This window comes from Pantoea sp. At-9b, from assembly GCF_000175935.2.
Taxonomy (GTDB): domain Bacteria; phylum Pseudomonadota; class Gammaproteobacteria; order Enterobacterales; family Enterobacteriaceae; genus Pantoea.
In genome coordinates, this window is the sequence record NC_014837.1 from 3,706,086 (window position 1) to 3,730,399 (window position 24,314).

Sequence of the window (24,314 nt, forward strand, 5' to 3'; positions counted from 1 at the left end):
ACGTCTGCTGCTACGCGCGCCGTTAAAATAAAATCCTTGTGACTTGATGGAATAGCAGATGGGTGTTTTACATGAGATTGTCCAAGCGCTCTGGCACCAGGATTTTGCCGCGCTGGCCAATCCAGACGTAGTTTGGATTGTCTACGGCGTGATGTTTGTGACGCTGTTTCTGGAAAATGGTTTATTACCCGCCTCTTTCCTGCCGGGTGACAGCCTGCTGCTGTTGGCCGGGGCGATGGTTGCCAAAGGTGTGATGGATTTTGTCCCGACCATGTTAATTCTGACCACTGCCGCCAGCCTCGGCTGCTGGCTGAGCTACCTTCAGGGGCGCTGGCTGGGTAACACCAAGATTGTAAAAAGCTGGCTGATGCATCTGCCCGCACAATATCACCAGCGCGCCTGGCAGCTGTTTAACCGTCACGGTTTGATGGCATTGCTGGTGGGGCGTTTTCTGGCGTTTGTTCGTACCCTGCTGCCAACCATGGCGGGCATTTCGGGTTTACAGAATGGTCGCTTTCAGTTTTTTAACTGGCTGAGTGGCTGGTTGTGGGTCTGTATCGTGGTGGCGTTCGGTTATGGCATCAGTCAGGTACCGTTTATCAAACGCCATGAAGATCAGGTGATGGCGATTCTGATGCTGTTGCCGGTGGTGTTGTTGTTCGTTGGCCTGGCGGGCAGCATCCTGGTGATCTGGAAAAAAAGACGCCCGAAGGCGTCATAGCAGCTGCGCGGCGTCAGCGGGAGAGTCAAACACCGTCTGACGCACGCGGCTCGCCTCCTCTCCCGGCGTCACGCCGAAATAGCGTTTAAACTCGCGGGAAAACTGCGAAGGGCTTTCATAACCGACACGTACCGCCGCTGCGCTGGCACGCATCCCATCCTGTAACATCAGCAGGCGCGCCTGATGCAGGCGATAGCGCTTCAGATACTGCAACGGCGAGGTTTGCGTCACGGCTTTAAAGTTGTGGTGGAACGCCGATACACTCATGTTCACCTCTGCCGCCAGCGTCTCCACGCTGAGGTTCTCACTGAAATGACTCTCGATACGGCGTAACGCGCGGGCGATCTGGCTGAACTGCGTCTGACGGCTAATCAATGACAGCAACGCCCCACCGCACGGCCCGGTCAGCACGTAGTAGATAATTTCGCGCACGATTTGCGGCCCGAGCACGCGCGCATCGCGCGGTTTTCGCATCACATCCAGCAAACGTTCTGCGGCGCAGAGCATCTCTTCACTGAGAAAAGCGGAATGAATACCGGACGTTTGTGGCTGGGGCTGGAAATCCTCATCGTCGCCAATCTCCATCAACAAATCCTGTAGGCTGGCGTTATCGACGGTCAGGCACATCCCCGCCAGCGGTTCTTCAGGCGTGGCTTCGGTTTCACACTCCACCGGCAACGGTACGGTAAGCATCAAATATTTGGTGGCGTCGTAGTGAAACACCGTGCTGCCGAGATAACCGGTTTTACGCCCCTGGAACAGGATGACAATACCCGGCTGATACATCATCGGCGTGCGCGGCAACGGCTCATCGGCGTAGATAAGGCGCACATTATCCAGCTGGCATAGCGGCTGGCTACCGGGTTTCATCAGCGCAATCACTTGCCGGGCCAGTTGGCGGCAAAGAGAGTCATAAGGCATGGCATTTTCTCACGCAGCAAAAAATGCAGTGTGCCGCACTGCGGGCGAAAGCTCCAGTCGACTGGAGAATCAGGCAAGATTCCGGCAGAAACAGACAGCACAAAAATGCCGCAGAGTTGCCACAATGAATCCGGGGCTAAGGTTTGTTGACTAGACTTAACCTCAGTGTTTCCGGTGAGTCACTGCGACAAATAAGGAGCAACTATGGCAGACCAACCACTGATTAAACTGCACGACGGCAATATGATGCCTCAGCTTGGGCTGGGTGTCTGGCAGGCAAGCATTGATGAGGCGCGTAAAGCGGTATTGAAAGCGCTTGAGGTGGGTTATCGCTCTATCGATACCGCCTCCGCCTACAAAAACGAGGAGGCAATTGGTCAGGCGTTGCAGGAAACGGACGTACCGCGTAAGCAGATTTTCGTCACCACCAAGCTGTGGAATGATGACCAGAAAAACGCGCAGCAGGCGCTGGAAACCAGTCTGGAAAAACTTAAGTTAGATCAGGTGGATCTTTACCTGATGCACTGGCCCTGTCCGTTTAAAGATCTGTACCTGAGCGCCTGGGAACAGATGATCAAATTGCAGCAGCAGGGGCTGACCAAAAGCATTGGGGTGTGTAATTTCAACGAAGCGCATCTGAAACGTCTGATGGATGAAACCGGGGTATCGCCGGTGGTGAATCAGATTGAGCTGCACCCCATGCTACAGCAACGGACTTTGCACGCCTGGAACGCCATGCACCAAATCCAGACCGAGTCCTGGAGCCCGCTGGCACAGGGCGGCGCAGGCGTGTTTGATCAGGAGGTGATTAAAACGCTGGCGAAGAAATATGGCAAAACCCCGGCGCAGATCGTCATTCGCTGGCATCTGGACAGCGGGCTGGTGGTGATTCCGAAGTCAGTCACCCCGGCGCGTATTGAGGAGAACTTTAAGGTGTTTGACTTCCGGCTGGAGAAACCGGAAATCAGCGATATCACCACGCTGGATATTGGCAAGCGTCTGGGTCCAGATCCGGAGAAGTTTGGCGGTTAGGTGCGCGCGCGATTGCCCTCACCCCGGCCCTCTCCCGCAAGCGGGAGAGGGAGAGGGTGCAAAATGTCAGCTCGTGCACCTATCAATCCCCCTTTCCCGCTTGCAGGCTCGTGCACCTATCAATCCCCTCTCCCGCTTGCGGGAGAGGGTTAGGGTGAGGGTAAGAGATTACACCGATGGATTAACTAACAACTGCCCCGCGGTACCGCGATCGGCCAGTTCCAGGGTCTGGCTGTAATACACAAACGGGAAGTGATCCGACGAACTCTGCGTAAAGTTCACCAGCAGCTCCACATCACCATCAACCCACACCGTATCTTTCCAGCCGCGATCTTCGCCCATTGGCTGTGCACCGTTGACGCTTTTAATCAGGAACATCACGCCCTGAATATGCAGTGACTGCGGGCGGTCGGCATGCAAGATCCAGCGTTCAAAACTGCCCTGCTGCGCCGTGGTGTCGATACGCCCCATATTCCACATCGCGCCATTGATACCCGGCATGCTGTCGCCGATGCGGAATTCACGCGTGCGTACTGCCGCGCCATCAAGAATCTGATCCGCCAGCAAACGCATCGGCAGATTGTCCGTCACCAGCGGCAACAAACCGGTCGGACGCAGCGACAGCACCAGCGTATTAGCGAGGATCGACGAAGGCTCAAATAAGCCGCGTAAACGATCCATCAGGCCCGCAGCGGTGCCTGCGGTGATCGACACCTGATCGCCCTGTGACATATCCACCAGCACTTCACGTCGTTCACCCGGCGCGAGCGACAAGCGTTGTACCGCGACCGGCGCAGGTAAAAAACCCTGGTCGCTGGCGATCACCGTAAAAGGACGGTTATCGGAGAATGCCAAATCGTAGCGACGCGAGTTAGACGCGTTCAGCAGGCGCAAACGCACCCAACCACGCGACACCTCCACATAGGGATTTTGTACGCCGTTGACCAGCAGGGTATCGCCGAGGAAGCCGCCATCCTGCGGCGGGTCATAGACCGGCGTCGCAAAGTTGTCGAGGCGCTTATCCTGAATCACCAGCGGGAAGTCATCCACGCCGTAATGCTTCGGCAGTGGCAACGCTTTGCTGACGTCATCCTCAATCAGCCACATCCCGGCCAGACCGTTGTAAACATGCGGAGCCATGCGGTTGGGCGTATTGGCGTGATACCACAAGGTCGCCGCCCCCTGACGAATCGGCAGCACCGGTGCCCAGTCAACACCTGCCGACATCATGCGCGGTGCGCCACCCATCAATGCCCCCGGCACCTGGAGACCGCTCACCGTCATCGCTACCGGTTCATTGAGGCGATTGCTGTAAATCAACTTCACGTCGTCGCCGCTGTACACGCGCACCGTCGGGCCAAGATACATGCCGTTAATGCCCCATACCGGGACTTTGTTGCTGTCGCCATTGAATGACCAGTGGCTACGCTGAAGCGTAAGAAAGAGCGGCTGGCCGCGGCGTGATTCAATCAACGGCGGAACCGGCAGGGGTGTATCGCCAGCGGGTGCGGAAGCGGCACGGGCGGCGAAAGGCATGGCACTGGAAGCCAGCGCAACACCGGCAGAAAGCTGAATAAACTGACGTCTGCTGCAAGACATAAAACTTCAGACCCTTTGAGCGTGGCGTGAGGACGCCGTCCATTTTTTCTAATTGCTATTGCTGTGCTGTTCCCCAAGGGGGGAAATGACACGGGGCAGATTGCCTGCCCCGTGAGAACGGTCAGATTTTACCGTTTTTTTCGCGCTCGGCGACTTCGGCGTTCAATTCTTCTAACTTAGCCGACATTAATTCACGGCAGTGGGTCGCCAGTTTGCGTACCGAACTGTCGGCAAACGCGGCGGTGTCCACCGGCGGTAACATCTCAACAATCACCAAACCGTTGTTCCAGCGGCTGAGTTTGATTTTGTCGTGGGTATTAGAGACCACTACCGGGATGATCGGCACACCGGCGGCCATGGCGGCATGAAACGCCCCGGTCTTAAACGGCAGCAGACCACGTCCACGGCTGCGTGTCCCTTCCGGGAACATCCAGAACGAAATACGCTTCTTTTTAAACTGATCAATCAGCTCACCGATGGTGCCATGCGCTTTGGCACGGTTATCCCGATCAATCAGCAGGTTGCCAGCCAGCCAGTACAACTGGCCAAAAAACGGTATCCACAACAGGCTTTTTTTGCCAACGGTCACCGTGGTGGGCTGCACAATTTTGGCGGCGGTGATCATATCGAAGTTGTTCTGGTGGTTAGCGATATAAATGGCGTTGCCATAGCTGTCAGCATCGGCCGGTTTACGCAGTTCCACTTTGACACCAAACACCGTCGATAAGCGACCAAACATGTGACCGAATGTGGCCACATGGCGCGGATTGCGCGGTGAAAACAGGCACCAGATACAACCAAACACACAGACCAGAATCGAATAGATGATTACAAAAATAGCCCGTAAAATTAGTAACATAGCTTCCTCAATAGTGGCATACCCTTGCCTGCTTTATTTTTTTGCAGGGTTATTCTTCACTCGCTTCGCTGCGGCGTGTTGGGGCATCCAGCTCAACACGATCGATACGTTGCAAACCGCGCGGTAACAACGTACCACGACGACCACGATCGGCGCGGAACTTCTGCAACTCTTCGCTACGCAGCACCAGCTTGCGCTTGCCCACGTGCAAAGTGATGGCACTGCCGGTTGGCAGGATCAGCAGCCACACCAGCTTATCGCTGCCTGCCGCCGCTTCGGCGGACGGAATCGAGATGATCTTGTTGCCCTTGCCCTTCGACATTTGCGGCAGTTCCCCTACCGGGAACATCAGCATACGTCCCGCCTGGGTGATCGCCAGCAGCATGTCATCCTCGTGATTCACCGCCATTGGCGTCATCACTTTGGCATTTTCCGGCAACGTCAGCAGTGCTTTACCGGAGCGGTTGCGCGAGACTAAATCGGCAAAGGTACAGATAAAACCATAACCCGCGTCGGAAGCCATCAGCAGTTTCTGCTCATCCGGCTCCATCAACACCTGCTCCATCACCGCACCCGGTGGAAGGGTCAGTTTGCCGGTCAGCGGTTCACCCTGACCACGTGCCGATGGCAGCGATGTCGGGTCAAGGGTATAACTGCGGCCGGTGGAATCAATAAACGCCACCGGTTGATTGCTCTTACCCCGCGCCGCGGCGAGATAGTTGTCCCCTGCTTTGTAGCTGAGGCCCGCCGGGTCGATATCGTGGCCTTTGGCGCTACGCACCCAGCCCATCTGCGACAGCACAATGGTGACCGGCTCAGCGCTCACCAGATCCGTTTCGCTCAGTGCTTTGGCTTCTTCGCGCTCGCGCAACGGTGAACGACGATCGTCGCCGTAGGTCTGGCTGTCGGCCTGCAACTCTTTCTTCAGCAGGTTGCTCATCTTGCGATCAGAGGCAAGGATTGCCTGTAACTGATCACGCTCTTTCTCCAGCTCCGCCTGCTCACCACGAATTTTCATCTCTTCGAGTTTAGCGAGGTGGCGCAGTTTTAATTCCAGAATCGCTTCGGCCTGTGTCTCGCTGATCTCAAAACGTGACATCAGCACGGCTTTTGGCTCGTCCTCGGTACGGATGATGTGAATCACTTCATCGATATTGAGGAACGCCACCAGCAAACCTTCGAGGATATGCAGACGGCGCAACACGCGGTCCAGGCGGTAGTTCAGACGGCGGGTCACGGTGTCGCGACGATACACCAACCATTCTGAGATAATTTCCAGCAGGTTTTTCACCGCCGGACGGTTATCCAGCCCGATCATGTTGAGGTTAACGCGGTAGCTTTTTTCCAGATCGGTGGTGGCAAACAGGTGGTTCATGACCTGTTCCAGATCGACACGGTTAGAGCGCGGCACGATCACCAGACGGGTCGGGTTTTCGTGATCAGATTCGTCACGCAGATCCTCCACCATCGGCAGCTTTTTATTGCGCATCTGTGCCGCAATCTGCTCCAGCACGCGCGCACCGGAAACCTGGTGCGGCAGCGCGGTGATCACCACTTCGCCATCTTCTTTTTTCCACACCGCGCGCTGGCGGATGGAGCCGCGACCGTTCTGATAAATCTTACGAATCTCATCACGCGGGGTGATGATCTCAGCTTCAGTCGGGAAATCCGGTCCGTGCACGATATCCAGCAGTTCATCCAGCGTGGTGTTTGGCTTCTCGATCAGGGTGATCGCCGCCTGTGCCACTTCGCGAATGTTATGCGGTGGGATATCGGTCGCCATACCTACGGCGATACCGGTGGTGCCGTTCAGCAGGATGTTCGGCAAACGCGCCGGTAACATCTTCGGTTCCTGCAAGGTGCCGTCAAAGTTGGGGATGTAATCCACCGTGCCCTGACCAAGCTCGCTCAGCAGAATTTCGGCATATTTGGACAGGCGCGATTCGGTATAACGCATCGCAGCGAAGGATTTCGGATCATCCGGCGCCCCCCAGTTCCCCTGGCCATCGACCAGCGGGTAGCGGTAGGAGAACGGCTGCGCCATCAGCACCATCGCTTCATAGCAGGCGCTGTCTCCATGCGGATGATATTTACCCAACACGTCACCGACGGTACGTGCGGATTTCTTAAATTTGGCGCTGGCGTTAAGGCCCAGCTCTGACATCGCATACACAATGCGGCGCTGTACCGGCTTGAGGCCGTCACCGATATACGGCAGCGCACGGTCCATGATCACGTACATGGAATAGTTCAGGTACGCGTTCTCTGTAAATTTGTGCAGGGCAAGACGCTCTGCACCATCCTGCGTCAATTCGCTCATTAAGCTTGCATCCTCACTTCGTGGCCCACGGCGGCGGGACATCCGGCGGTCGTTTGGCGAGGATAGTACCTTATTCCCGTGGCTTAGTCACAGGGGAAGCCATCGCCCCCCTCAGGAATCATTGTCGGAAAATAAATGTGAGGCGGATTAAAAAAACAAAATAGAATGGGATCAGGATCACAATGAATATTTCCGGCACTCTGTGATCATGATCTCAATTAATTTTCAGATAATCCGATTCGTATTAATCCTGTCCTCTTCTGAGGACAACATTTAGTATTGTTGCTTTCCCCGTCCTTTTCTAAATTCATACTCCATAAGAAAGATTTTTTGCGCTCCTGATTTCTGGCATCTGGAAAATATAAAAAACAACCTGACGGGACACTGTTTTGCCAAAATAAAGGTGAACGAATGCAAATACTGACTTCGCGACAACACCGATTAGTAAAACTGCTGTTGCAGCAGGCCGCACCGCAGCCGCTCAAGCAACTGGCGCAGCAACTCGGCGTATCCGAAAAAACCATCTACCGCGACCTACAATGGCTGGAAAACTGGCTGAGCAACTGGGCGATGGTGCTGGAGAAAACCCCTGGCCGTGGCGTGCGCTTGCGGGTTGATGATGTTCAGCAACGCCTGCAACTGGAGCAGCAGCTGAATGGTGATGACAACAGCGAAGCGCTGAGCCACAACAACCGTCGGGTAAAAATTGCCTCCCAGTTGCTGAGTGATGCCCCGCGCGAAACCTCAATCAGCAAGTTGTCCGAACGCTATTTTATTAGCCATGCCTCCATTGTGAATGACCTGAAAGTGATTGAGGAGTGGTTGCAACCGCTGGGATTAACCCTGGCGCGCGGCCCGGGCGGCACGCATATCGAGGGGAATGAACAGACGCTGCGCCAGGCGATGGTGTCGCTGATTAATGATGTGATGCAGCAAAACGTAGCCGGCACACCGCTATTGCCACGGCTCGATCCCGGCAGCCATCAGGCGCTGGTGCATTACTTCGGTGATGAGGATGTGGCCTTTGTCCAGGCGCTGCTGCAACAGATGGAGCAGCAACTGAGCTACCCGCTGGGCGATGCCTGGTATCTCAATCTTTGTACCCACATATTGATCATGATGCACCGCATGGCGCAGGGAAACGTGCTGGCGTTGCAGACGCTGCTGGCGGCGCAGGATCTGGATAAACGCATCCTGACCATCGCCCAGCAGATGGTTACGCAGATTGAGGCTCGCATCGGCTGTGCACTTCCTGCCGACGAGGTCGGGTTTATTTATCAATATATCGTCTCCTCCGGCATTGTGGTGGAGGAACGCGGCGATCACGCACCGCTGCATAATCAATTTTCTACTGCTGAATCCGTCAAAATAACCTGTGAATTAATTGATCGCTTCTCGGCTTTTATTCAGCAAGATTTATCTCAGGACCGTTTATTATTTGACGGACTGCTGGTGCATATTAAGCCGTTATTAAATCGCCTTAAATATCACATCCATATTCGCAATCCGTTGCTGGAAGATATTCAGCAAGAAATGAAAGAAATATTTTCACTGACGCAACAAGCCATGCAGCTGACAGCGCGCACTTTCGATCTCTCACCGGTCGCCGATGACGAAATTGGTTACCTTTGCGTCCATTTTCAGGCCGCGCTGGAACGACAAATCGCCCATAAACGCATTCTGGTGGTGTGCTCCAGCGGAGTGGGTACATCGCATCTGCTGAAAAGTCGCATTCTGCGGGCCTTTCCGGACTGGGAAATCGCGGGCGTGGTGTCAGCCAGCAATCACGCGGCATTTTGCCAGCGCGAAACGGTGGATTTGGTGATTACCACCATTCACCTCACCTGCGGTGCCATCCCCAGCGTGTATGTCAGTGCATTTTTTAACGATGACGATATCCGGCGGGTTACCGACGCCATGATTGGCAGCCAGCTGCCACAGGGGACGAGTTGCGTCCTGGCTGAACATTAATTGAATGAGGTCTGACAGATGGATATTTCCCGCATTCTGACGCCGCGCCGCGTCAATCTGGCCCTGACTGCCACCAGCAAAGAAGAAGTGATTAATGAGCTGACCGAGTTGCTGTATCAGGAGGGTGCCATCAGCGATCGTGAAGCGTTTATCGCCGACGTCTGGCTGCGTGAAGCAGAAGGCTCGACCGGATTTGAAAACCATATCGCCATCCCGCACGGCAAATCCGCCGCCGTGCGGCAAACCACCTTAGCCATTGGCCGCACCCAACAGGATATTCCGTGGGAAACGCTCGATGGCAGCCAGGTGCGCTGCATCATCCTGTTCGCGGTGCGACTGGAGGATCAGAACACTACCCATATTCGCCTGTTGTCGCAGGTGGCCAGTGCGCTGGCCGATGATGAGGTGATTGCCCAACTGCTGGCGGAAAACGACCCCAGCAATATCATCCGGCTGTTTAGTCAGTACGCCGAAACCGACCTCTGTTAACCCTACTCTTCTGAGGTGACACATGAACATTGTCTGTGTAGCGGCCTGCACGGCAGGCATCGCGCATACCTACATTGCGCGCGAAAAACTGATTAAGGGCGCCCATGCACTGGGCCACACCATCCACGTCGAAACCCAGGGCACCATTGGCACTGAGACGGAGCTGACGCGTGAAGCGATCGCCGCAGCCGATGTGGTGATCCTCGCCGTTGACGTCAAGATCAAGGGCGAGGAGCGCTTTCAGGGCAAACCTATTGTGAGGGTCAAAACCGAAGTGGTGATCAAATCACCGGTGAAATTCCTCGAAAAAGTGGCGGATTCACTGGCGCGCGCCTGAGGAGATCCATCATGAGTGATAACAAACGTCAGTACGGCCAAGAGATCAAAGGCCACCTGCTCACCGGCATTTCCTGGATGATCCCGCTGATCGTCGCCGCCGGGATCTGCATCGCCCTCGGCCAGGTGATTGGTGGCCCGGACGTCGGGAAACAGACCGGTACCCTCGCCTGGATGTTGAACCAGATTGGCGGCTGGGGGATGGGGTTGATCGTGCCACTGATTAGCGCGGCGATCGCGTATTCGATCGCCGATCGTCCCGGCTTTGCCCCGGGTCTGATCGTCGGCTTTATCTGCGGCCAGATCGGCACCGGCTTTATCGGCGGCATTCTCGGTGGCTTCCTCGTTGGTTATACCGTGTTGCTGTTACGCCGCACCATCAAGCTGCCGCAGTCGATGCAGGGACTGATGCCGATTATGGTGCTGCCGCTGCTCAGTACCATCATCGCCGGGCTGTTGATGATGACCTTTATCGGCCAGCCGATTGTCTGGTTGCAGAAGACGCTGATTCATCTGCTGGAATCGATGCAGGGAGGGTCGAAGTTTGTCATGGGTGCCATTCTCGGCGCGATGGCCACCTTCGACTTTGGCGGGCCGATCAATAAAACCATGTCGCTGTTCGCCGACGGCATGTTGGTGGATGGTATCTACGGGCCAGAAGCTGTGAAGTTTGTCGGCTCGATCATCCCACCGTTTGGCATCACCCTCTCCTTCCTGCTGACCCGACATAAGTACACCAAAGCGGAGAAAGAGGCGCTGAAAGCCGCCTTCCCGATGGGCATCTGCATGATTACCGAAGGGGTGATCCCGATTGCGGCCCGTGACCTGCTGCGCGTGGTGGCCAGCTGTGTCGTCGCCTCGGCGATTGCTGGCGGGCTGATTATGGTGTGGGGCGTGGAGGCACCGGTGCCACACGGCGGGATGTTTGTGGTGCCGCTGTTTACCAAGCCCTGGCTGTTCTGTCTGGCACTCGGCATTGGCACCGTGGTGTGCGGCGTGATGCTGTCGCTGATGAAGAAAACCGTGACCCAGGCGGATGAAGAGTTCGACGATGTGGAAGCGCCCGGCGTCCGCGATGAAGAGATCAAATTCACACTGGAATAAGGAGCCACCATGTTTGCCATGATGAATGACCTGATTCAGGCCGCCGCACAGCAGCAATACGCGGTGCTGGCCATTAACTGTTTCAACCTGGAGACCACGCGCGCAGCGATTCAGGCTGCCGAACAGCAGCGCGCGCCATTGATCCTTAATGTTTATCAGGGACATAGCGCGCATTTTCCCCCGCCAGTGGCGGTACCGCTGGTGCGGGCATTGGCTGAGAGCGCGACGGTGCCGGTGGCACTGGCCCTCGACCACGGTAAAGCGTTCCCACTGATCGGTCAGGCGTTTCGCGCCGGGTTTACCGGCCTGATGATCGATGCCTCCTCCGAGCCACTGGCGGAGAACATTCGTCAAACGGCGCAGGTGGTGAAGATGGCACACACCGCCGGGGTATGTGTCGAGGGCGAGCTGGGCCATATCGCCGATGCCCCAACCTACGAGCTGGCCGATGCGGCGGTGAAGATGACCCAGGTCGACGATGTGCTGCCGTTCGTTGAGCAGACACACATTGACCTGCTGGCGGTGTCGGTGGGTACCGCGCATGGACTGTACCCGGCGGGCGTCAAACCGAAGATCGACTTCCAGCGCTTGCAGGAACTGCACGCCGTGTCGCCATTGCCGCTGGCATTGCATGGAGGATCGGGCACCCCAGCCGAGGATCTGCGTCGCGTCAGCCAGTTTGGGGTCGCGAAGATCAACGTGGGTGCGGCGGTATTTGATGCCGGTAAGCACGCGTTGCAACAGGCGCTCAAACAGCATCCCCATGCCGAGCTGGCGGATTTGCTCGGGTTGATGGAATCCGCCTGCCGCGAAGTGGTGGCCGAGTATCTGAGCTGGTCGGGTTCGGCCAACCGGGTTTAAGACCGGGTATGACACCGTAGCGGCGCGATTTATCGCGCGGATAACGGAAGACAGAAATTTTCCCAATTTTATTCATCATCGGGCCGGCGTTGCCGTCGACCCTGACTAAACATCACCTTAAGGAAAACATAACATGTTGATTTCTATGAAAGAGATGTTGGAACCCACCCGTGAAAACCGTTTCGCCATCGGCGCATTTAACGTCGCAGATAGCTGCTTTATCCGCGCGGTGGTGGAGGAAGCCGAGGCGACACAAACCCCGGCGATCATCTCCATTCACCCCAGCGAGCTGGAATTCGTTACCGATGCGTTCTTTGGCTACGTCCGTGAACGCACGCTGAAAAGCACCGTTCCCTTCACCCTGCACCTTGACCACGGCGCGTCCATCGCTCAGGTGCTGCGTGCCATCCAGTGCGGCTTTACCTCGGTGATGATCGACGGTTCACTGCTGCCGTATGAAGAGAATGTGGCGCTGACCAAAGAGGTGGTGAAACTGGCGCATGCGGTCGGCGTCTCCGTCGAGGGCGAACTGGGCACCATCGGCGATACCGGCACCACGGTGGAAGGTGGCGTCAGTAAGGTGATCTACACCGAACCGGCGCAGGCCGAGGATTTTGTCCAGCGTACCGGCGTCGACACCCTGGCGGTAGCGATTGGCACCGCGCACGGCATCTATCCCAAAGATATGAAGCCGGAGTTGCAGATGCATATTCTCAGGGACATTTCGCAGCGTCTGAGCATCCCGTTAGTGCTGCATGGCGGCTCCGCAAACCCGGATGCGGAAATTGCCGAAGCGGTGACGCTGGGGGTGGGAAAAATCAATATCTCCAGTGACATGAAGTTTGCCTACTTCCAGAAAGTTCGCGAGATCCTCGCACGCGAAACCTGGTGGGACCCGAATGTCATCTACCCGGATGCGATTGCCGCAGCAAAAGCGGTGATTCGCTACAAGATGAACCTGTTTGGTGGATTGGGTAAAGCCAGTTTGTATCGTTAATTGCGCAATAAATTGCGCCGCTACAGATTTTGCAGGGTAGCGGCGCGATTTATCGCGCGGTTTGGTTATTTGATCACACCCAACCACTGCTCGGCGATCCGCGCATAATCGCCGGTGGCGGTGCTGAGATGCAGCCACTGATCAACGTATTGTTTCCAGCTCATATCATCACGCGGGATCATGTACGCCTTCTCGCCATACTGCATCGGTTGATCCGGGTTAAGTGCACAGAGCTGCGGATAGTGTTTCTGCTGGAACAAGGCTTCCGACGCATCAGTGATCATCACATCGGCTTTGTTATCCACCAACTGCTGAAAAATGGTGACGTTATCGTGGAACAGCGTCAGCGAAGCATTGGGCAGATGGCTGTGCACAAAGGCTTCATTGGTGCCACCTGCCGGTTCAATCACCCTCACCTGCGGCTGGTTGATTTGTTCAATGGTTTGATACTTCGCTTTATCAGCGCAACGCACCAACGGGATTTTGCCATCCACGCCCAGTGGTTGAGCGAACCAGGCAATTTGCTGGCGCTTCAGGGTGACTGACACGCCACCCAGCGCGATATCGCAATGCTGCGCGACAAAATCTTCGCTGAGGGTTTTCCATGTGGTGGGTACCCACTGCACTTTGGCACCGAGGCTTTCCGCCAGCGACTGCGCCATGCTGATATCTAACCCTTCATACTGCCCGTCACTGCGCAGATAGCTATACGGCTTGTAATCCCCGGTGGTACAGACTCTGAGCGTTTTGCTTTCGCGTACCTGATCAAGGTGAGATTGCGCCTGAGCGACGCCGCTGACCAGAAGTAACGCACTGAATAACATGGTTTTCATTTTTCTTCTCTGTTTTGTGTTTGCATACCAATTGTTCCACACGCTGACGCATTATTGCGTTAAAAGCAAAAGTCTTGTGATCTGACACGCATTTTTCTGCGTGGTCCGCGCGCGTAGAGTGAGCGTTAATTTCTCATAAGGAGCGCATGCAGCATGAGCAAAATTTTGATTATCGACGGTGGTAAAACCTTCGCCCATTCGAAAGGGGAACTGAACCATACGCTAACCGAGGTGGCAGCCAGCCTGCTGCGCGATTTGGGCCATGAAGTCGATATCACGGTGGCGGATAGCCACTACGTGGTGGCCGATGAAGTCCAAAAATATCTCGCCAGCGATGTGGTGATTTATCAAATGCCGGGCTGGTGGATGGGTGAACCCTGGACGGTGAAAAAATATATCGATGACGTGTTTACCGAAGGTCATGGCGCACTCTACGCCAGCGATGGCCGTAGCCGCTCAGACGCCAGCAAACAATACGGCTCCGGCGGTTTGATCCAGGGTAAAAAATATATGCTGTCGCTGACCTGGAATGCGCCACTGGAAGCCTTTACCGATCCTGAGCAGTTCTTCGAAGGGGTTGGCGTTGATGGTGTGTATCTGCATTTCCATAAGGCCAATCAGTTCCTCGGTATGACCGGACTGCCGACCTTTATTTGTAATGACGTGATTAAACAACCAGATGTGCCACGCGACATCGCACGTTATCGGACTCATCTCAGCCAAATTTTTGCTTAACTGTAAACACCACAGGAAAAAAGGACATCTCATGCTGACTGTCGTTGCAGAAATTTGTATCAAACCAGGACGTCGTGCCGCAGTACTGGAGGCGATTCATCGCCTGATCCCCACCGTGTTGCAGGAAGAGGGTTGTCACCAATATGACGCGCTGGTGGATCATCAGGCGCAGGTGCCGTGGAAGCACAATTCCCCGGATTCGATTTTTATGCTGGAGCAGTGGGATTCGCTGCGTCATCTGGAGCAACATCAGCAGATGCCGCATATGGATGCGCACCGCGCTATCATCAAAGATGATGTGGTCGATGTGAAGATTCTGGTGCTGGAAGCGGCGGAAAAATAACAGCGCCGACTGCTGCTTATCTCCTTCTCCCGCTTGCGGGAGAAGGCCGGGATGAGGGAGTCAAACCGCACCAACCCCGCGTGATAAATCGCGCCGCTACAACAAGCCTTTTTCTTCGATTTGCTCGCGCAAAAAATCCAGAAAACAGCTAATCCGTGAGGCCAGCGACTGATTGCGGTAATACACCGCGTGAATCGGCAGTCGCAGTTCACGCGTCTCCGTTTCCAGCACCTGCACTAACCTGCCGCTGACGCGGTCGCCACGACTGACAAAATCGGATAACCGCACGATGCCCTGACCCGCCAGCGCCAGCTGACGCAGGGTTTCACCACTCGAAGCCGACAGCGTGGGTTTGACGCGCAAAAACTCCCCTTCCTGCTGCCACACCGGCCAGACGTTGTGCGCCTCTAACTGGCTGAATCCCAACAGTTGGTGATCGTGCAGACTGGCTACCGTCTGCGGCATACCGTGTTTTGCCAGATAAGCCGGGCTGGCCAGCAGGCGGATAGCACTGCTGCCGAGGACCCTGGCACGCAGTGAAGAGTCACGTAATTCGCCGACACGAATCGCGATATCGGTTTGCTGCTCCAGCAGGTCAATCACGATATCGTCAGTATTCAATTCCAGCTGGATTTGTGGGAAACGCTGCCGAAACGCGTCCACCAGCGGCACAATCACATGCAACATAAAGGGTGCAGCGGCATTAACACGTAAACGTCCGGCAGGCACATCACGTCGCTGGGCGATTTGTTCTTCTGCCAGTTCTACCGATGCCAGAATTTGCCGCGCGTGTTCGAGGAAGATCTGTCCCTCTTCCGTCAGCGCCAGGCGACGCGTGGTGCGATGCAACAGCGTGGTTTCGAGTTTGCTTTCAAGACGGCTCAGCGCCCGGCTGATGCCGGAACTGGTTTGTTCCAGTTGCTCGGCGGCGCTGGTTATCGAACCGGTATCCACCACCGTGACCCAGGCACGTAACTCTTCCAGCGTGATCTTCACTCTTGGTTTCCTTCAGCGGTGCCGATAAAAAAGGGCGCCTTCGCGCCCTGATTTCTTAAACTTCGATGTCGGCTAAATCGCCTTTTTCCTGGAGCCAGTTGCGACGATCTTCGGAACGTTTCTTCGCCAGCAACATGTCCATCACGCGTAGTGTCTGCTCCACATCGTCATCACTGACGGTGAGCTGGACCAGACGACGGGTGTTCGGATCGAGCGTGGTTTCACGCAGTTGCAGCGGGTTCATCTCACCCAAACCTTTAAAGCGCTGCACGTTCGGCTTGCCTTTCTTGCGCTTCAGTTGCTCCAGCACGCCCTCTTTCTCGTCTTCATCCAGTGCGTAATACACTTCTTTGCCGAGATCGATACGGTACAGCGGCGGCATCGCCACATACACATGGCCATTCTGCACCAGAGTACGGAAGTGCCTCACAAACAGCGCACACAGCAAGGTAGCGATGTGCAGACCATCGGAATCCGCATCGGCAAGGATGCAGATCTTGCCGTAACGCAGTTGGCTGAGATCGTCACTGTCGGGATCGATACCGATCGCGACGGAGATATCGTGCACTTCCTGCGAGGCCAGCACTTCATCCGAGGAGACTTCCCAGGTATTCAGGATCTTACCTTTCAACGGCATGATCGCCTGGTACTCACGATCGCGCGCTTGCTTGGCCGATCCGCCTGCCGAGTCCCCCTCGACGAGGAACAGTTCGGTTTTGTTCAGATCCTGCGCGGTGCAGTCTGCCAGCTTGCCCGGCAGTGCCGGACCGCTGGTGAGTTTTTTACGCACCACTTTTTTCGCCGCACGCATACGACGCTGCGCGCTGGAGATGGCCAGCTCCGCCAACTGTTCTGCGGCCTGGACGTTCTGGTTCAGCCACAGGCTGAAGGCATCTTTCACCACTGCGGAAACAAAGGCCGCACACTGGCGCGATGACAAACGTTCTTTGGTCTGCCCGGCGAATTGCGGGTCCTGCATTTTCACCGACAACACATAGGCGCAGCGATCCCAGATATCTTCCGCCGAGAGTTTCACGCCACGCGGCAGGATATTGCGGAATTCACAGAATTCACGCATCGCATCCAGCAGCCCCTGACGCAGGCCGTTGACATGCGTACCGCCCTGCATGGTGGGGATCAGGTTGACGTAGCTTTCTGTCAGCAGTTCGCCGCCTTCCGGCAGCCACAGCAGCGCCCAGTCAACCGCTTCCACTTCACCGGCAAAGCTGCCAACAAACGGTTTTTCCGGCAGGGTCGGCAGGCCATTCACCGCTTCACACAGGTAGTCGGTCAGGCCATCCTGATAGCACCAACGCTGCTCGGTGTTGTTCACCTGATCTTTGAAGACAATTTCGACGCCCGGGCAAAGTACCGCCTTGGCTTTCAGCAGATGGCTGAGACGGGAAACAGAGAAACGTGGACTGTCGAAGAAGCTTTCATCCGGCCAGAAGTGCACGCTGGTCCCGGTGTTGCGCTTCGCCACAGTACCGGTAACGTGCAGATCCTGCACTTTTTCGCCGTTTTCAAACGCGATGTCATAGACTTCGCCGTTGCGACGTACCGTGACTTCCACACGTTTTGACAGGGCGTTAACCACCGAGATCCCCACGCCGTGCAGGCCACCGGAGAACTGATAGTTTTTATTGGAGAACTTGCCGCCCGCATGCAGACGGCAAAGGATCAGCTCAACCGCCGGCACCCCTTCTTCCGGGTGGATATCAACCGGCATGCCACGGCCGTCATCAATGACTTCCAGTGACTGGTCAGCATGCAGAATCACTTCAACCCGTTTGGCGTGCCCGGCCAGCGCTTCATCAACGCTGTTATCGATCACTTCCTGGCCGAGGTGGTTCGGACGCGTGGTGTCGGTGTACATGCCAGGACGACGACGTACAGGTTCAAGGCCGGTCAGGACCTCAATGGCATCGGCATTATAACTTGATTGGCTCATCGTAACTGTCTGATTAGCAATATGAATATTGGCACACTACGCAGTGATTAAGGGTGATTTAGCCCAAGAAAATCAACAATCTGCGTAAAATGGCGTTCGAATCCGATAAAGGTATGATTGCCGCCCTCTTCGACCGTCTGACGACATGCGCTGTAATAGTCCAGCGCCTGACGGTAATCGAGCACTTCATCGCCGGTCTGTTGCAGCAGCCAGATTAGATCGGGCGCTTCCAGAGGGTCAATCTGCATCACTTTCAGATCGTAAATGTGGCGTGACTCTAACACATATTGCTGACCGGTGTAGGGATTCCGGTTTTCACCCAGATAATCCACCAGCAGTTCAAAGGGCCGGACGGCAGGATTGACCACCACCGCTGGCAGCATAAAACATTGTGACAACCAGGTCGCCAGATAGCCTCCGAGCGACGAGCCGACTAACCCCAGCGTCTCACCCGAGTGCTGTAGCACCAGCTCTTCAAGCATCAGGGCGGCATCCGCCGGGAACGGCGGCAATTGTGGGACAATCACCTCGACGGTCGGATGGTGTTGCTGCATCCAAAGTTGTAGCTGCGTGGCTTTTGCCGAAAGCGGTGAACTGTTGAATCCGTGCAGATAAATCAGTGCCGCCATCGTTTAGTAGCCCTCGGAGTCAAGATCAGGCCGGAATGCATCACTTTGCAGACGGTTCACTTCAGTGTGCAAAGTGCCATCCGGCTTGAGCGTAAACCAACGCCAGCCTGGCGCCACGGTATCAATGGTGAAATTGGTGCAGTGCGGTTTGAACTGCACGCAGGTCGAGGGCGTCGCCAGCACCCGGCGGCCATGCCAGTCGAGATCCAGCTCCTGATGAATGTGACCACACACCAGATTGCGTGCGCGCGGGAAGTTTTGCAGCACCGCTTCTAACTGATGCGGATTACGCAGGCTGTGCTGATCCAGCCAGGTACAACCGGAGGCCAGCGGATGGTGATGCAACAGCACCAGCGTATGACGATCCGGGAACTTCGCCAGCGTTTTTTCCAGCCACTCCAGCTGATACTCGCTCAGCATGCCATGGGGAACGCCAAACACCTGGCTATCCAGCAACACCAGTTGCCAGTGTTCTCCCAGCAGCACATGCTTGTCTGCCGCAATCCCGGCATCGGCCAGCGTATTGACCATGGCGGGCTGGAAGTCGTGATTCCCCGGTAACCAGACACAGGGCTTCGGCAACCGCGCAATACCGGACACAAAATGCTGATACGCTTCGACCGAATGGTCCTGAGCAAGATCGCCCGTGGCGATAATCAGGTCATACTCGCGCTGCTGTGCCTCAATGGCGTCCAGCACCGCATCAAAACTCGACCAGGTGTTCACCCCAAGCAGCGATTGGTGTTTTCCCGCGAAAAGATGGGTATCCGTGATTTGTAAAATCCTGATATCGGCCCCACTTGCCGCAGAAAGAGTTAGCAGGCTATCCAAAGCGTTTCCTTAATCTCCACGCCATTGCGCGCATTATACGCTATCAGCAGACGGGCAGTGCCACAGCACCGTGCGCCAGACAATAGCGTAACCAATCCGCAAGGAACTGGTTTATCTGATGTTTTTCATCGCGCTGATGCAACTTTTTATTAGGATAATCATAGCGCGCTTTAAAACGATAGATCTGCTGAGTGGAACACACTTCAGCGACCATCGCATCATGGTAGAGCCGTACCGACATCGACGGCAGGCTCCAGTAACTCACCGCCGGCGCAACCTGGCGGATCTCCACCAACGTAGTGTAACGGGTTGATTCCTCAATGGTCAGCTGATAACTGGCGCCATTCACCTGATAGGTCACCGAAGCACCTGCCTCATCGCTTTTCGGCAGCAGGCGGCGTAACTGAGCGAAATTGGTTTCGCACAGGCGCATCATTTCGGGAAAGTCAGGGGTGTAGCGCTGTCTCATTTTGGCTTCCACTCTTCTCTTAGTTTTTCATGGTGCAACGCCAGCCATTGCAAGGCGATGACAGACGCTGCGTTATCGATAATCCCCTCTTCCACCCAGCGGTATGCCTGCTCGCGGCTGACCACATGGACAAGAATATCCTCATTCTCTTCCTCCAGCCCGTGATTTCCCTCTGCCTGGCTGGCATCCACTTCTCCCACCAGGATCGACAGGCGTTCTGAGGTGCCGCCCGGACTGGCAAGGTAACTCACTATCGGTTTGGTGCGCCCAACCTTGAGGCCTGCTTCTTCGACGGCTTCCCGACGCGCTACCTGCTCCGTGGTTTCCCCCGGTTCGATGATGCCAGCCACCATCTCCAGCAGCCAGGGCGTGGTGCTGGAGTCAAGCGCCGGGATGCGGATCTGTTCGATCAGCACAACTTCATCACGCAGGGGATCATAGGGTAGCAGTACGGCAGCATGGCCACGTTCAAAAACTTCACGCTGCACTTCACCGCTCATTTCGCCATTAAACAGACGATGGCGGAAGCGATAACGAACAATAGAAAAAAAACCGTCGTAAAGTGTTTCGCGTGCAATAATTTCTACATCGTTTTTTGTGAAAGTCACAGGGGATTTTTTTTCATCCGCCATCTTCTGGCTCCTTATGCAGATTGGGATGGAGCGAAGAAAAGCCAACCCTTGTGCTCCGTCCGAGTGGTTCTTTCTGAATTATTTACGTAAATTAGGGGAAGAAGGCACGTTCAGCCAACTTATCTGTCGCGCCGTCTCTGCTAGAATCGGCGATTATTTTTTGGCTTACCTGCAGCGCTACCAGTGCAATTTGCTGCAACAAAAGGAATGCAAATGAAAAGACTGCTCCCACTTTTTATTGGACTGAGCCTGGGCGGTTTCAGCCTTGCCAGCCAGGCAGAGAACCTGCTGCAGGTTTATCAGCAGGCGCGTTTAAGTAACCCGACCCTGCGTGCCTCTGCCGCCGACCGCGATGCCGCATTTGAGAAAATAAATGAAGCGCGCAGCCCGTTACTGCCACAATTAGGCTTGGGTGCAGATTATACCTATAACAACGGTTTCCGCGACAGCAGCGGCCTTCATTCCAACACGACCAGCGGCTCACTGCAATTAACACAAACGATTTTCGATATGTCGAAATGGCGTGCGTTGACGTTGCAGGAAAAAACCGCCGGTATTCAGGATGTCACCTATCAGATCGCCCAACAGGATCTGATTCTGAACACCGCAACCGCGTACTTCAACGTGTTGAACGCCATTGATACCCTGTCTTACACCGAAGCGCAGAAACAGTCGATTTATCGTGAACTGGATCAGACCACGCAACGCTTTAACGTCGGCCTGGTTGCCATCACCGACGTGCAGAACGCCCGCGCGCAGTACGATAGCGTACTGGCGAGCGAAGTGACCGCACGTAACACCCTCGATAACGCTGTCGAAGCCTTACGTCAGATCACCGGCATGGATTACCTGTCGCTGGCGGAACTGAACATTGATCGCTTCAAAACGACTCGTCCGGATGCCGTCAGCTCGCTGCTGAAAGAGGCTGAAAGCCGTAACCTCAGCCTGTTGTCAGCCCGTCTGAGTCAGGATCTGGCGCGTGAGCAAATCCGTTCCGCTGAAACTGGCCATATGCCTACACTGGATCTGACTGCCTCAACCGGTCTGTCAAACAGCAAATACGGTGGTAGCCGTGCGAATCAAAGCTCCAGCACCTCTGACTCGATCACCGGTTCTAACCAGGTGGGTCTGAGCTTCTCGCTGCCGCTGTACAGCGGTGGTTCGGTGACCTCACAGGTGAAACAGGCGCAGTACAGCTTTGTCAGCGCCAGCGAACAGCTGGAAAGCGCGCATCGCAGCGCGATTCAGACCGTGCGTTCCTCCTTCAACAACGTGAACGCGTCAATCAGCAGCATCGATGCCTACAAACAGGCCGTTGTGTCATCGCAAAGTTCACTGGATGCGATGGAAGCCGGTTATCAGGTTGGTACCCGTACCATTGTTGATGTGCTGGATGCCACCACTACGCTGTATAACGCGAAGCAGCAGTTAGCGGATGCGCGTTATAACTACATGATTAACCAGCTCAACATCAAATATGCGCTGGGTACACTTAATGAGCAGGATCTGCAACTGTTGAACGCTCAGCTGGGTAAAGAGACCTCTACCTCGCCGGAAACCGTCGCGCCGGAAAACACACAGCAGGCTTCCCGCGTGGACAATGGTCCGAAAGCCTCTTCCGCGTCTGCCGCCGCTAAAGCGCGTCCGGCAGCGGCACGTAACACCAGCAATCCTTTCAGTAACTAAGCCTTGTAGGGGCCGTAAGCGGCCCCTTTCTCATTCAAACGTATAGCTACGTAAAGATCCCCTTCCAGCCCGGCCTGTCGCTTCATTTTCCACCACTCATCCCCTATCCTAAGCGTCACCTTTGGGCACAGGATGAAAACAAATGAAACGGACTAAAAACATTAGACATGCCGCTTTTCGTAAAAGCTGGCAAGCTCGCCATTTGACGCCCGTCGCACTCGCGGTCACTGCCGTGTTTATGCTGGCGGGTTGCGAACAGAGTGATGAAACAGTTTCGCTCTACCAGAATGCAGATGATTGCAGCAAGGCCAATCCGAGCCAGAGCGCGCAATGCACCACCGCGTACAACAACGCGCTGAAAGAAGCGGAACGTACCGCGCCGAAGTACGCGACGCGTGAAGATTGTGTCGCGGAATTTGGTGAAAACCAGTGCCAGCAGGCTCCAGCTCAGGCGGGTACCAATGCTGAAGCCCAACAGAGTGGCAGCTTCTGGATGCCGCTGATGGCCGGTTATATGATGGGGCGTATGATGGGCGGTGGAGCCGGGTTTGCACAGCAACCGCTGTTCTCGCCGAAAACACCCAACAGTCCGGCTAACGGCCAGTTTGTCGATGCATCCGGCAAGAACTACGGTTCCGCGACCTCTGGCCGCACCATGACCGTACCGAAAACCGCCATGGCTCCCAAACCCGCGACCACCTCGACCATCACCCGTGGCGGCTTTGGTGAAACCGTCGCCAAACAAAATACCATGCAGCGTAGCAGTGCCACCGGCACCACGACTCGCTCGCTGGGAGGCTAAGCCGCACCATGCAACGTATTGCCATTACCGAGCGCCCGGACTGGCGCGCCAAGGCCACCGAGTATGGTTTTCAGTTTCATACCATGCACGGCGAGCCCTACTGGTGTGAAGAGGCGTATTACCAGTTCACGCTGGCGCAGGTTGAACAACTGGAAGAAACCACCGCAGAGCTGCATCAAATGTGCCTGCAAGTGGTCGATAACGTGGTGAACAGCGAGGCGCTGCTCACCCGCTTTTGCATTCCAAAACATACCTGGGATTTTGTGCGTGATTCCTGGAAATTACGCCAGCCGTCGCTCTATTCACGTCTCGATCTTGCCTGGGATGGCAAGGGCAACGCTAAGTTGTTGGAGAACAACGCCGATACGCCAACCTCGTTGTATGAAGCGGCTTTTTTCCAATGGATCTGGCTCGAAGATCAGCTCAATGCCGGCAACCTGCCGCAGGGCAGCGACCAGTTTAATAGCCTGCAAGAGAAACTGATTGAGCGTTTTGCCGCGCTGCACCAACAGCATGGTTTTAACTGGCTGCACTTTGCCTGCTGTCGTGACACCGAAGAAGATCGCGCCACCGTGCAGTATTTGCAGGATTGCGCGACCGAAGCCGGACTGCCGAGTGAATTCCTGTACATCGACGAAATTGGTCTGGGTGAAAAGGGGCAGTTTACGGACGTCAACGATCAGGTAATCAGTAACCTGTTCAAGCTCTATCCGTGGGAGTTTATGCTGCGTGAGGTGTTCTCCACCAAGTTGGCGGATGCAGGTGTACGCTGGCTGGAACCGGCATGGAAAAGTATCATCTCCAATAAAGCGCTATTGCCGCTGCTGTGGGAGATGTTCCCCAACCATCCTAATTTGCTGCCTGCGTATTTTGCCGATGCCGCCAATGTGCCGCAGATGGACAAATATGTGGTGAAACCGCTGTTTTCACGTGAAGGTGCCAATATCCGCATCATTGAACATGGGCAGGAGATCGCACGTGCGGATGGCCCTTATGGCGAAGAGGGTATGATTGTGCAGCAGTTCCATCCGCTGCCAAAATTTGGCGATAGCTACACCCTGATCGGTAGCTGGCTGATAGACGATCAACCTGCCGGGATCGGCATCCGCGAAGATCGCGCGCTGATCACCCAGGATCTGTCACGCTTCTATCCGCACACCTTTATTGAGTAAATACGTTGCGGCACGAAACATCGTG

24 protein-coding genes are annotated in these 24,314 nt (G+C 55.4%); 13 read left to right on the forward strand and 11 right to left on the reverse strand.

Going from position 1 to position 24,314, the window contains the following annotated elements:
* Positions 1 to 58 precede the first annotated feature (58 nt).
* Positions 59 to 721, forward strand: a complete 663-nt coding sequence (locus PAT9B_RS16960) for a DedA family protein (RefSeq protein WP_013510509.1) — start codon at positions 59 to 61, stop codon at positions 719 to 721.
* Here PAT9B_RS16960 and PAT9B_RS16965 read toward each other — a convergent pair.
* Positions 716 to 1,642: an AraC family transcriptional regulator gene (locus tag PAT9B_RS16965; protein ID WP_013510510.1), complete on the reverse strand. Its 927-nt coding sequence runs from the start codon at positions 1,640 to 1,642 to the stop codon at positions 716 to 718. The two genes, PAT9B_RS16960 and PAT9B_RS16965, sit on opposite strands and share 6 nt — an antisense overlap.
* A gap of 204 nt (positions 1,643 to 1,846) precedes the next feature.
* On the opposite strand from PAT9B_RS16965, the gene dkgA reads away from it, so the two are divergent.
* Complete coding sequence (dkgA, locus tag PAT9B_RS16970) at positions 1,847 to 2,674, forward strand: 2,5-didehydrogluconate reductase DkgA (RefSeq protein WP_013510511.1); 828 nt, start codon at positions 1,847 to 1,849, stop codon at positions 2,672 to 2,674.
* A 168-nt stretch (positions 2,675 to 2,842) separates the two neighbouring features.
* On the opposite strand, the gene ftsP is transcribed toward dkgA, so the two are convergent.
* The 3 genes from ftsP to parC form a co-directional block, all read right to left on the reverse strand.
* Entirely contained in the window at positions 2,843 to 4,273 is a 1,431-nt protein-coding gene (gene ftsP, locus PAT9B_RS16975; protein WP_013510512.1) for a cell division protein FtsP, read from the reverse strand.
* 121 nt (positions 4,274 to 4,394) lie between these two features.
* Positions 4,395 to 5,132: a 1-acylglycerol-3-phosphate O-acyltransferase gene (locus PAT9B_RS16980; protein ID WP_013510513.1), complete on the reverse strand. Its 738-nt coding sequence runs from the start codon at positions 5,130 to 5,132 to the stop codon at positions 4,395 to 4,397.
* 49 nt (positions 5,133 to 5,181) lie between these two features.
* On the reverse strand, positions 5,182 to 7,452 hold the full coding sequence (parC, locus tag PAT9B_RS16985) for a DNA topoisomerase IV subunit A (RefSeq protein ID WP_013510514.1): 2,271 nt from the start codon (positions 7,450 to 7,452) through the stop codon (positions 5,182 to 5,184).
* Positions 7,453 to 7,863: 411 nt separating this feature from the next.
* On the opposite strand from parC, the gene PAT9B_RS16990 reads away from it, so the two are divergent.
* The 6 genes from PAT9B_RS16990 (at position 7,864) to PAT9B_RS17015 (ending at position 13,210) form a co-directional block, all read left to right on the forward strand.
* Complete coding sequence (locus tag PAT9B_RS16990) at positions 7,864 to 9,423, forward strand: transcription antiterminator (protein ID WP_013510515.1); 1,560 nt, start codon at positions 7,864 to 7,866, stop codon at positions 9,421 to 9,423.
* Between the two features lie 18 nt (positions 9,424 to 9,441).
* Entirely contained in the window at positions 9,442 to 9,912 is a 471-nt protein-coding gene (locus PAT9B_RS16995) for a PTS sugar transporter subunit IIA (protein WP_013510516.1), read from the forward strand.
* 22 nt (positions 9,913 to 9,934) lie between these two features.
* On the forward strand, positions 9,935 to 10,249 hold the full coding sequence (locus PAT9B_RS17000; RefSeq protein WP_013510517.1) for a PTS fructose transporter subunit IIB: 315 nt from the start codon (positions 9,935 to 9,937) through the stop codon (positions 10,247 to 10,249).
* Positions 10,250 to 10,260: 11 nt separating this feature from the next.
* Complete coding sequence (locus PAT9B_RS17005; protein ID WP_013510518.1) at positions 10,261 to 11,352, forward strand: PTS fructose transporter subunit IIC; 1,092 nt, start codon at positions 10,261 to 10,263, stop codon at positions 11,350 to 11,352.
* A 9-nt stretch (positions 11,353 to 11,361) separates the two neighbouring features.
* Positions 11,362 to 12,213, forward strand: a complete 852-nt coding sequence (locus PAT9B_RS17010; RefSeq protein WP_013510519.1) for a class II fructose-bisphosphate aldolase — start codon at positions 11,362 to 11,364, stop codon at positions 12,211 to 12,213.
* Between the two features lie 133 nt (positions 12,214 to 12,346).
* Positions 12,347 to 13,210, forward strand: a complete 864-nt coding sequence (locus tag PAT9B_RS17015; protein WP_013510520.1) for a ketose-bisphosphate aldolase — start codon at positions 12,347 to 12,349, stop codon at positions 13,208 to 13,210.
* A 65-nt stretch (positions 13,211 to 13,275) separates the two neighbouring features.
* On the opposite strand, the gene PAT9B_RS17020 is transcribed toward PAT9B_RS17015, so the two are convergent.
* On the reverse strand, positions 13,276 to 14,043 hold the full coding sequence (locus PAT9B_RS17020) for a transporter substrate-binding domain-containing protein (protein WP_013510521.1): 768 nt from the start codon (positions 14,041 to 14,043) through the stop codon (positions 13,276 to 13,278).
* A gap of 153 nt (positions 14,044 to 14,196) precedes the next feature.
* Between PAT9B_RS17020 and PAT9B_RS17025 the strand changes: the two genes are divergently transcribed.
* Together PAT9B_RS17025 and PAT9B_RS17030 are read left to right on the forward strand one after the other, a co-directional pair.
* Positions 14,197 to 14,778 carry an NAD(P)H-dependent oxidoreductase gene (locus PAT9B_RS17025; protein ID WP_013510522.1) on the forward strand — a complete coding sequence of 194 codons (582 nt, stop codon included), beginning with the start codon at positions 14,197 to 14,199 and terminating at the stop codon, positions 14,776 to 14,778.
* A gap of 31 nt (positions 14,779 to 14,809) precedes the next feature.
* Positions 14,810 to 15,121: a putative quinol monooxygenase gene (locus tag PAT9B_RS17030; protein ID WP_013510523.1), complete on the forward strand. Its 312-nt coding sequence runs from the start codon at positions 14,810 to 14,812 to the stop codon at positions 15,119 to 15,121.
* A gap of 96 nt (positions 15,122 to 15,217) precedes the next feature.
* Here PAT9B_RS17030 and PAT9B_RS17035 read toward each other — a convergent pair whose 3' ends face one another.
* Genes PAT9B_RS17035 through nudF form a run of 6 tightly spaced genes read right to left on the reverse strand, consistent with a single transcriptional unit; the run spans position 15,218 to position 20,629 of the window.
* Positions 15,218 to 16,117, reverse strand: coding sequence for a LysR substrate-binding domain-containing protein (locus PAT9B_RS17035; protein ID WP_013510524.1), 900 nt, complete (start codon positions 16,115 to 16,117; stop codon positions 15,218 to 15,220).
* A 55-nt stretch (positions 16,118 to 16,172) separates the two neighbouring features.
* Positions 16,173 to 18,068, reverse strand: coding sequence for a DNA topoisomerase IV subunit B (gene parE / locus PAT9B_RS17040; RefSeq protein ID WP_013510525.1), 1,896 nt, complete (start codon positions 18,066 to 18,068; stop codon positions 16,173 to 16,175).
* A gap of 47 nt (positions 18,069 to 18,115) precedes the next feature.
* The gene (gene yqiA / locus PAT9B_RS17045) at positions 18,116 to 18,697 is read right to left on the reverse strand and encodes an esterase YqiA (RefSeq protein WP_013510526.1); all 582 of its coding nucleotides are present in this window, start codon (positions 18,695 to 18,697) and stop codon (positions 18,116 to 18,118) included.
* A 3-nt stretch (positions 18,698 to 18,700) separates the two neighbouring features.
* Entirely contained in the window at positions 18,701 to 19,528 is an 828-nt protein-coding gene (gene cpdA, locus PAT9B_RS17050) for a 3',5'-cyclic-AMP phosphodiesterase (protein WP_013510527.1), read from the reverse strand.
* A gap of 43 nt (positions 19,529 to 19,571) precedes the next feature.
* Positions 19,572 to 19,997, reverse strand: coding sequence for a DUF1249 family protein (locus PAT9B_RS17055; RefSeq protein ID WP_013510528.1), 426 nt, complete (start codon positions 19,995 to 19,997; stop codon positions 19,572 to 19,574).
* The gene (nudF, locus tag PAT9B_RS17060; RefSeq protein ID WP_013510529.1) at positions 19,994 to 20,629 is read right to left on the reverse strand and encodes an ADP-ribose diphosphatase; all 636 of its coding nucleotides are present in this window, start codon (positions 20,627 to 20,629) and stop codon (positions 19,994 to 19,996) included. The genes PAT9B_RS17055 and nudF overlap by 4 nt, the downstream gene beginning before the upstream one ends.
* Positions 20,630 to 20,842: 213 nt before the next feature.
* Between nudF and tolC the strand changes: the two genes are divergently transcribed.
* From tolC to PAT9B_RS17080, 3 genes are all read left to right on the forward strand, one after another.
* A complete protein-coding gene (tolC, locus tag PAT9B_RS17070) occupies positions 20,843 to 22,315 on the forward strand; it encodes an outer membrane channel protein TolC (protein WP_013510530.1) in 1,473 nt (490 codons plus the stop codon).
* Positions 22,316 to 22,457: 142 nt separating this feature from the next.
* Positions 22,458 to 23,117, forward strand: a complete 660-nt coding sequence (locus PAT9B_RS17075) for a DUF1190 family protein (protein ID WP_013510531.1) — start codon at positions 22,458 to 22,460, stop codon at positions 23,115 to 23,117.
* Between the two features lie 8 nt (positions 23,118 to 23,125).
* On the forward strand, positions 23,126 to 24,289 hold the full coding sequence (locus PAT9B_RS17080) for a glutathionylspermidine synthase family protein (RefSeq protein ID WP_013510532.1): 1,164 nt from the start codon (positions 23,126 to 23,128) through the stop codon (positions 24,287 to 24,289).
* Positions 24,290 to 24,314: the final 25 nt, after the last annotated feature.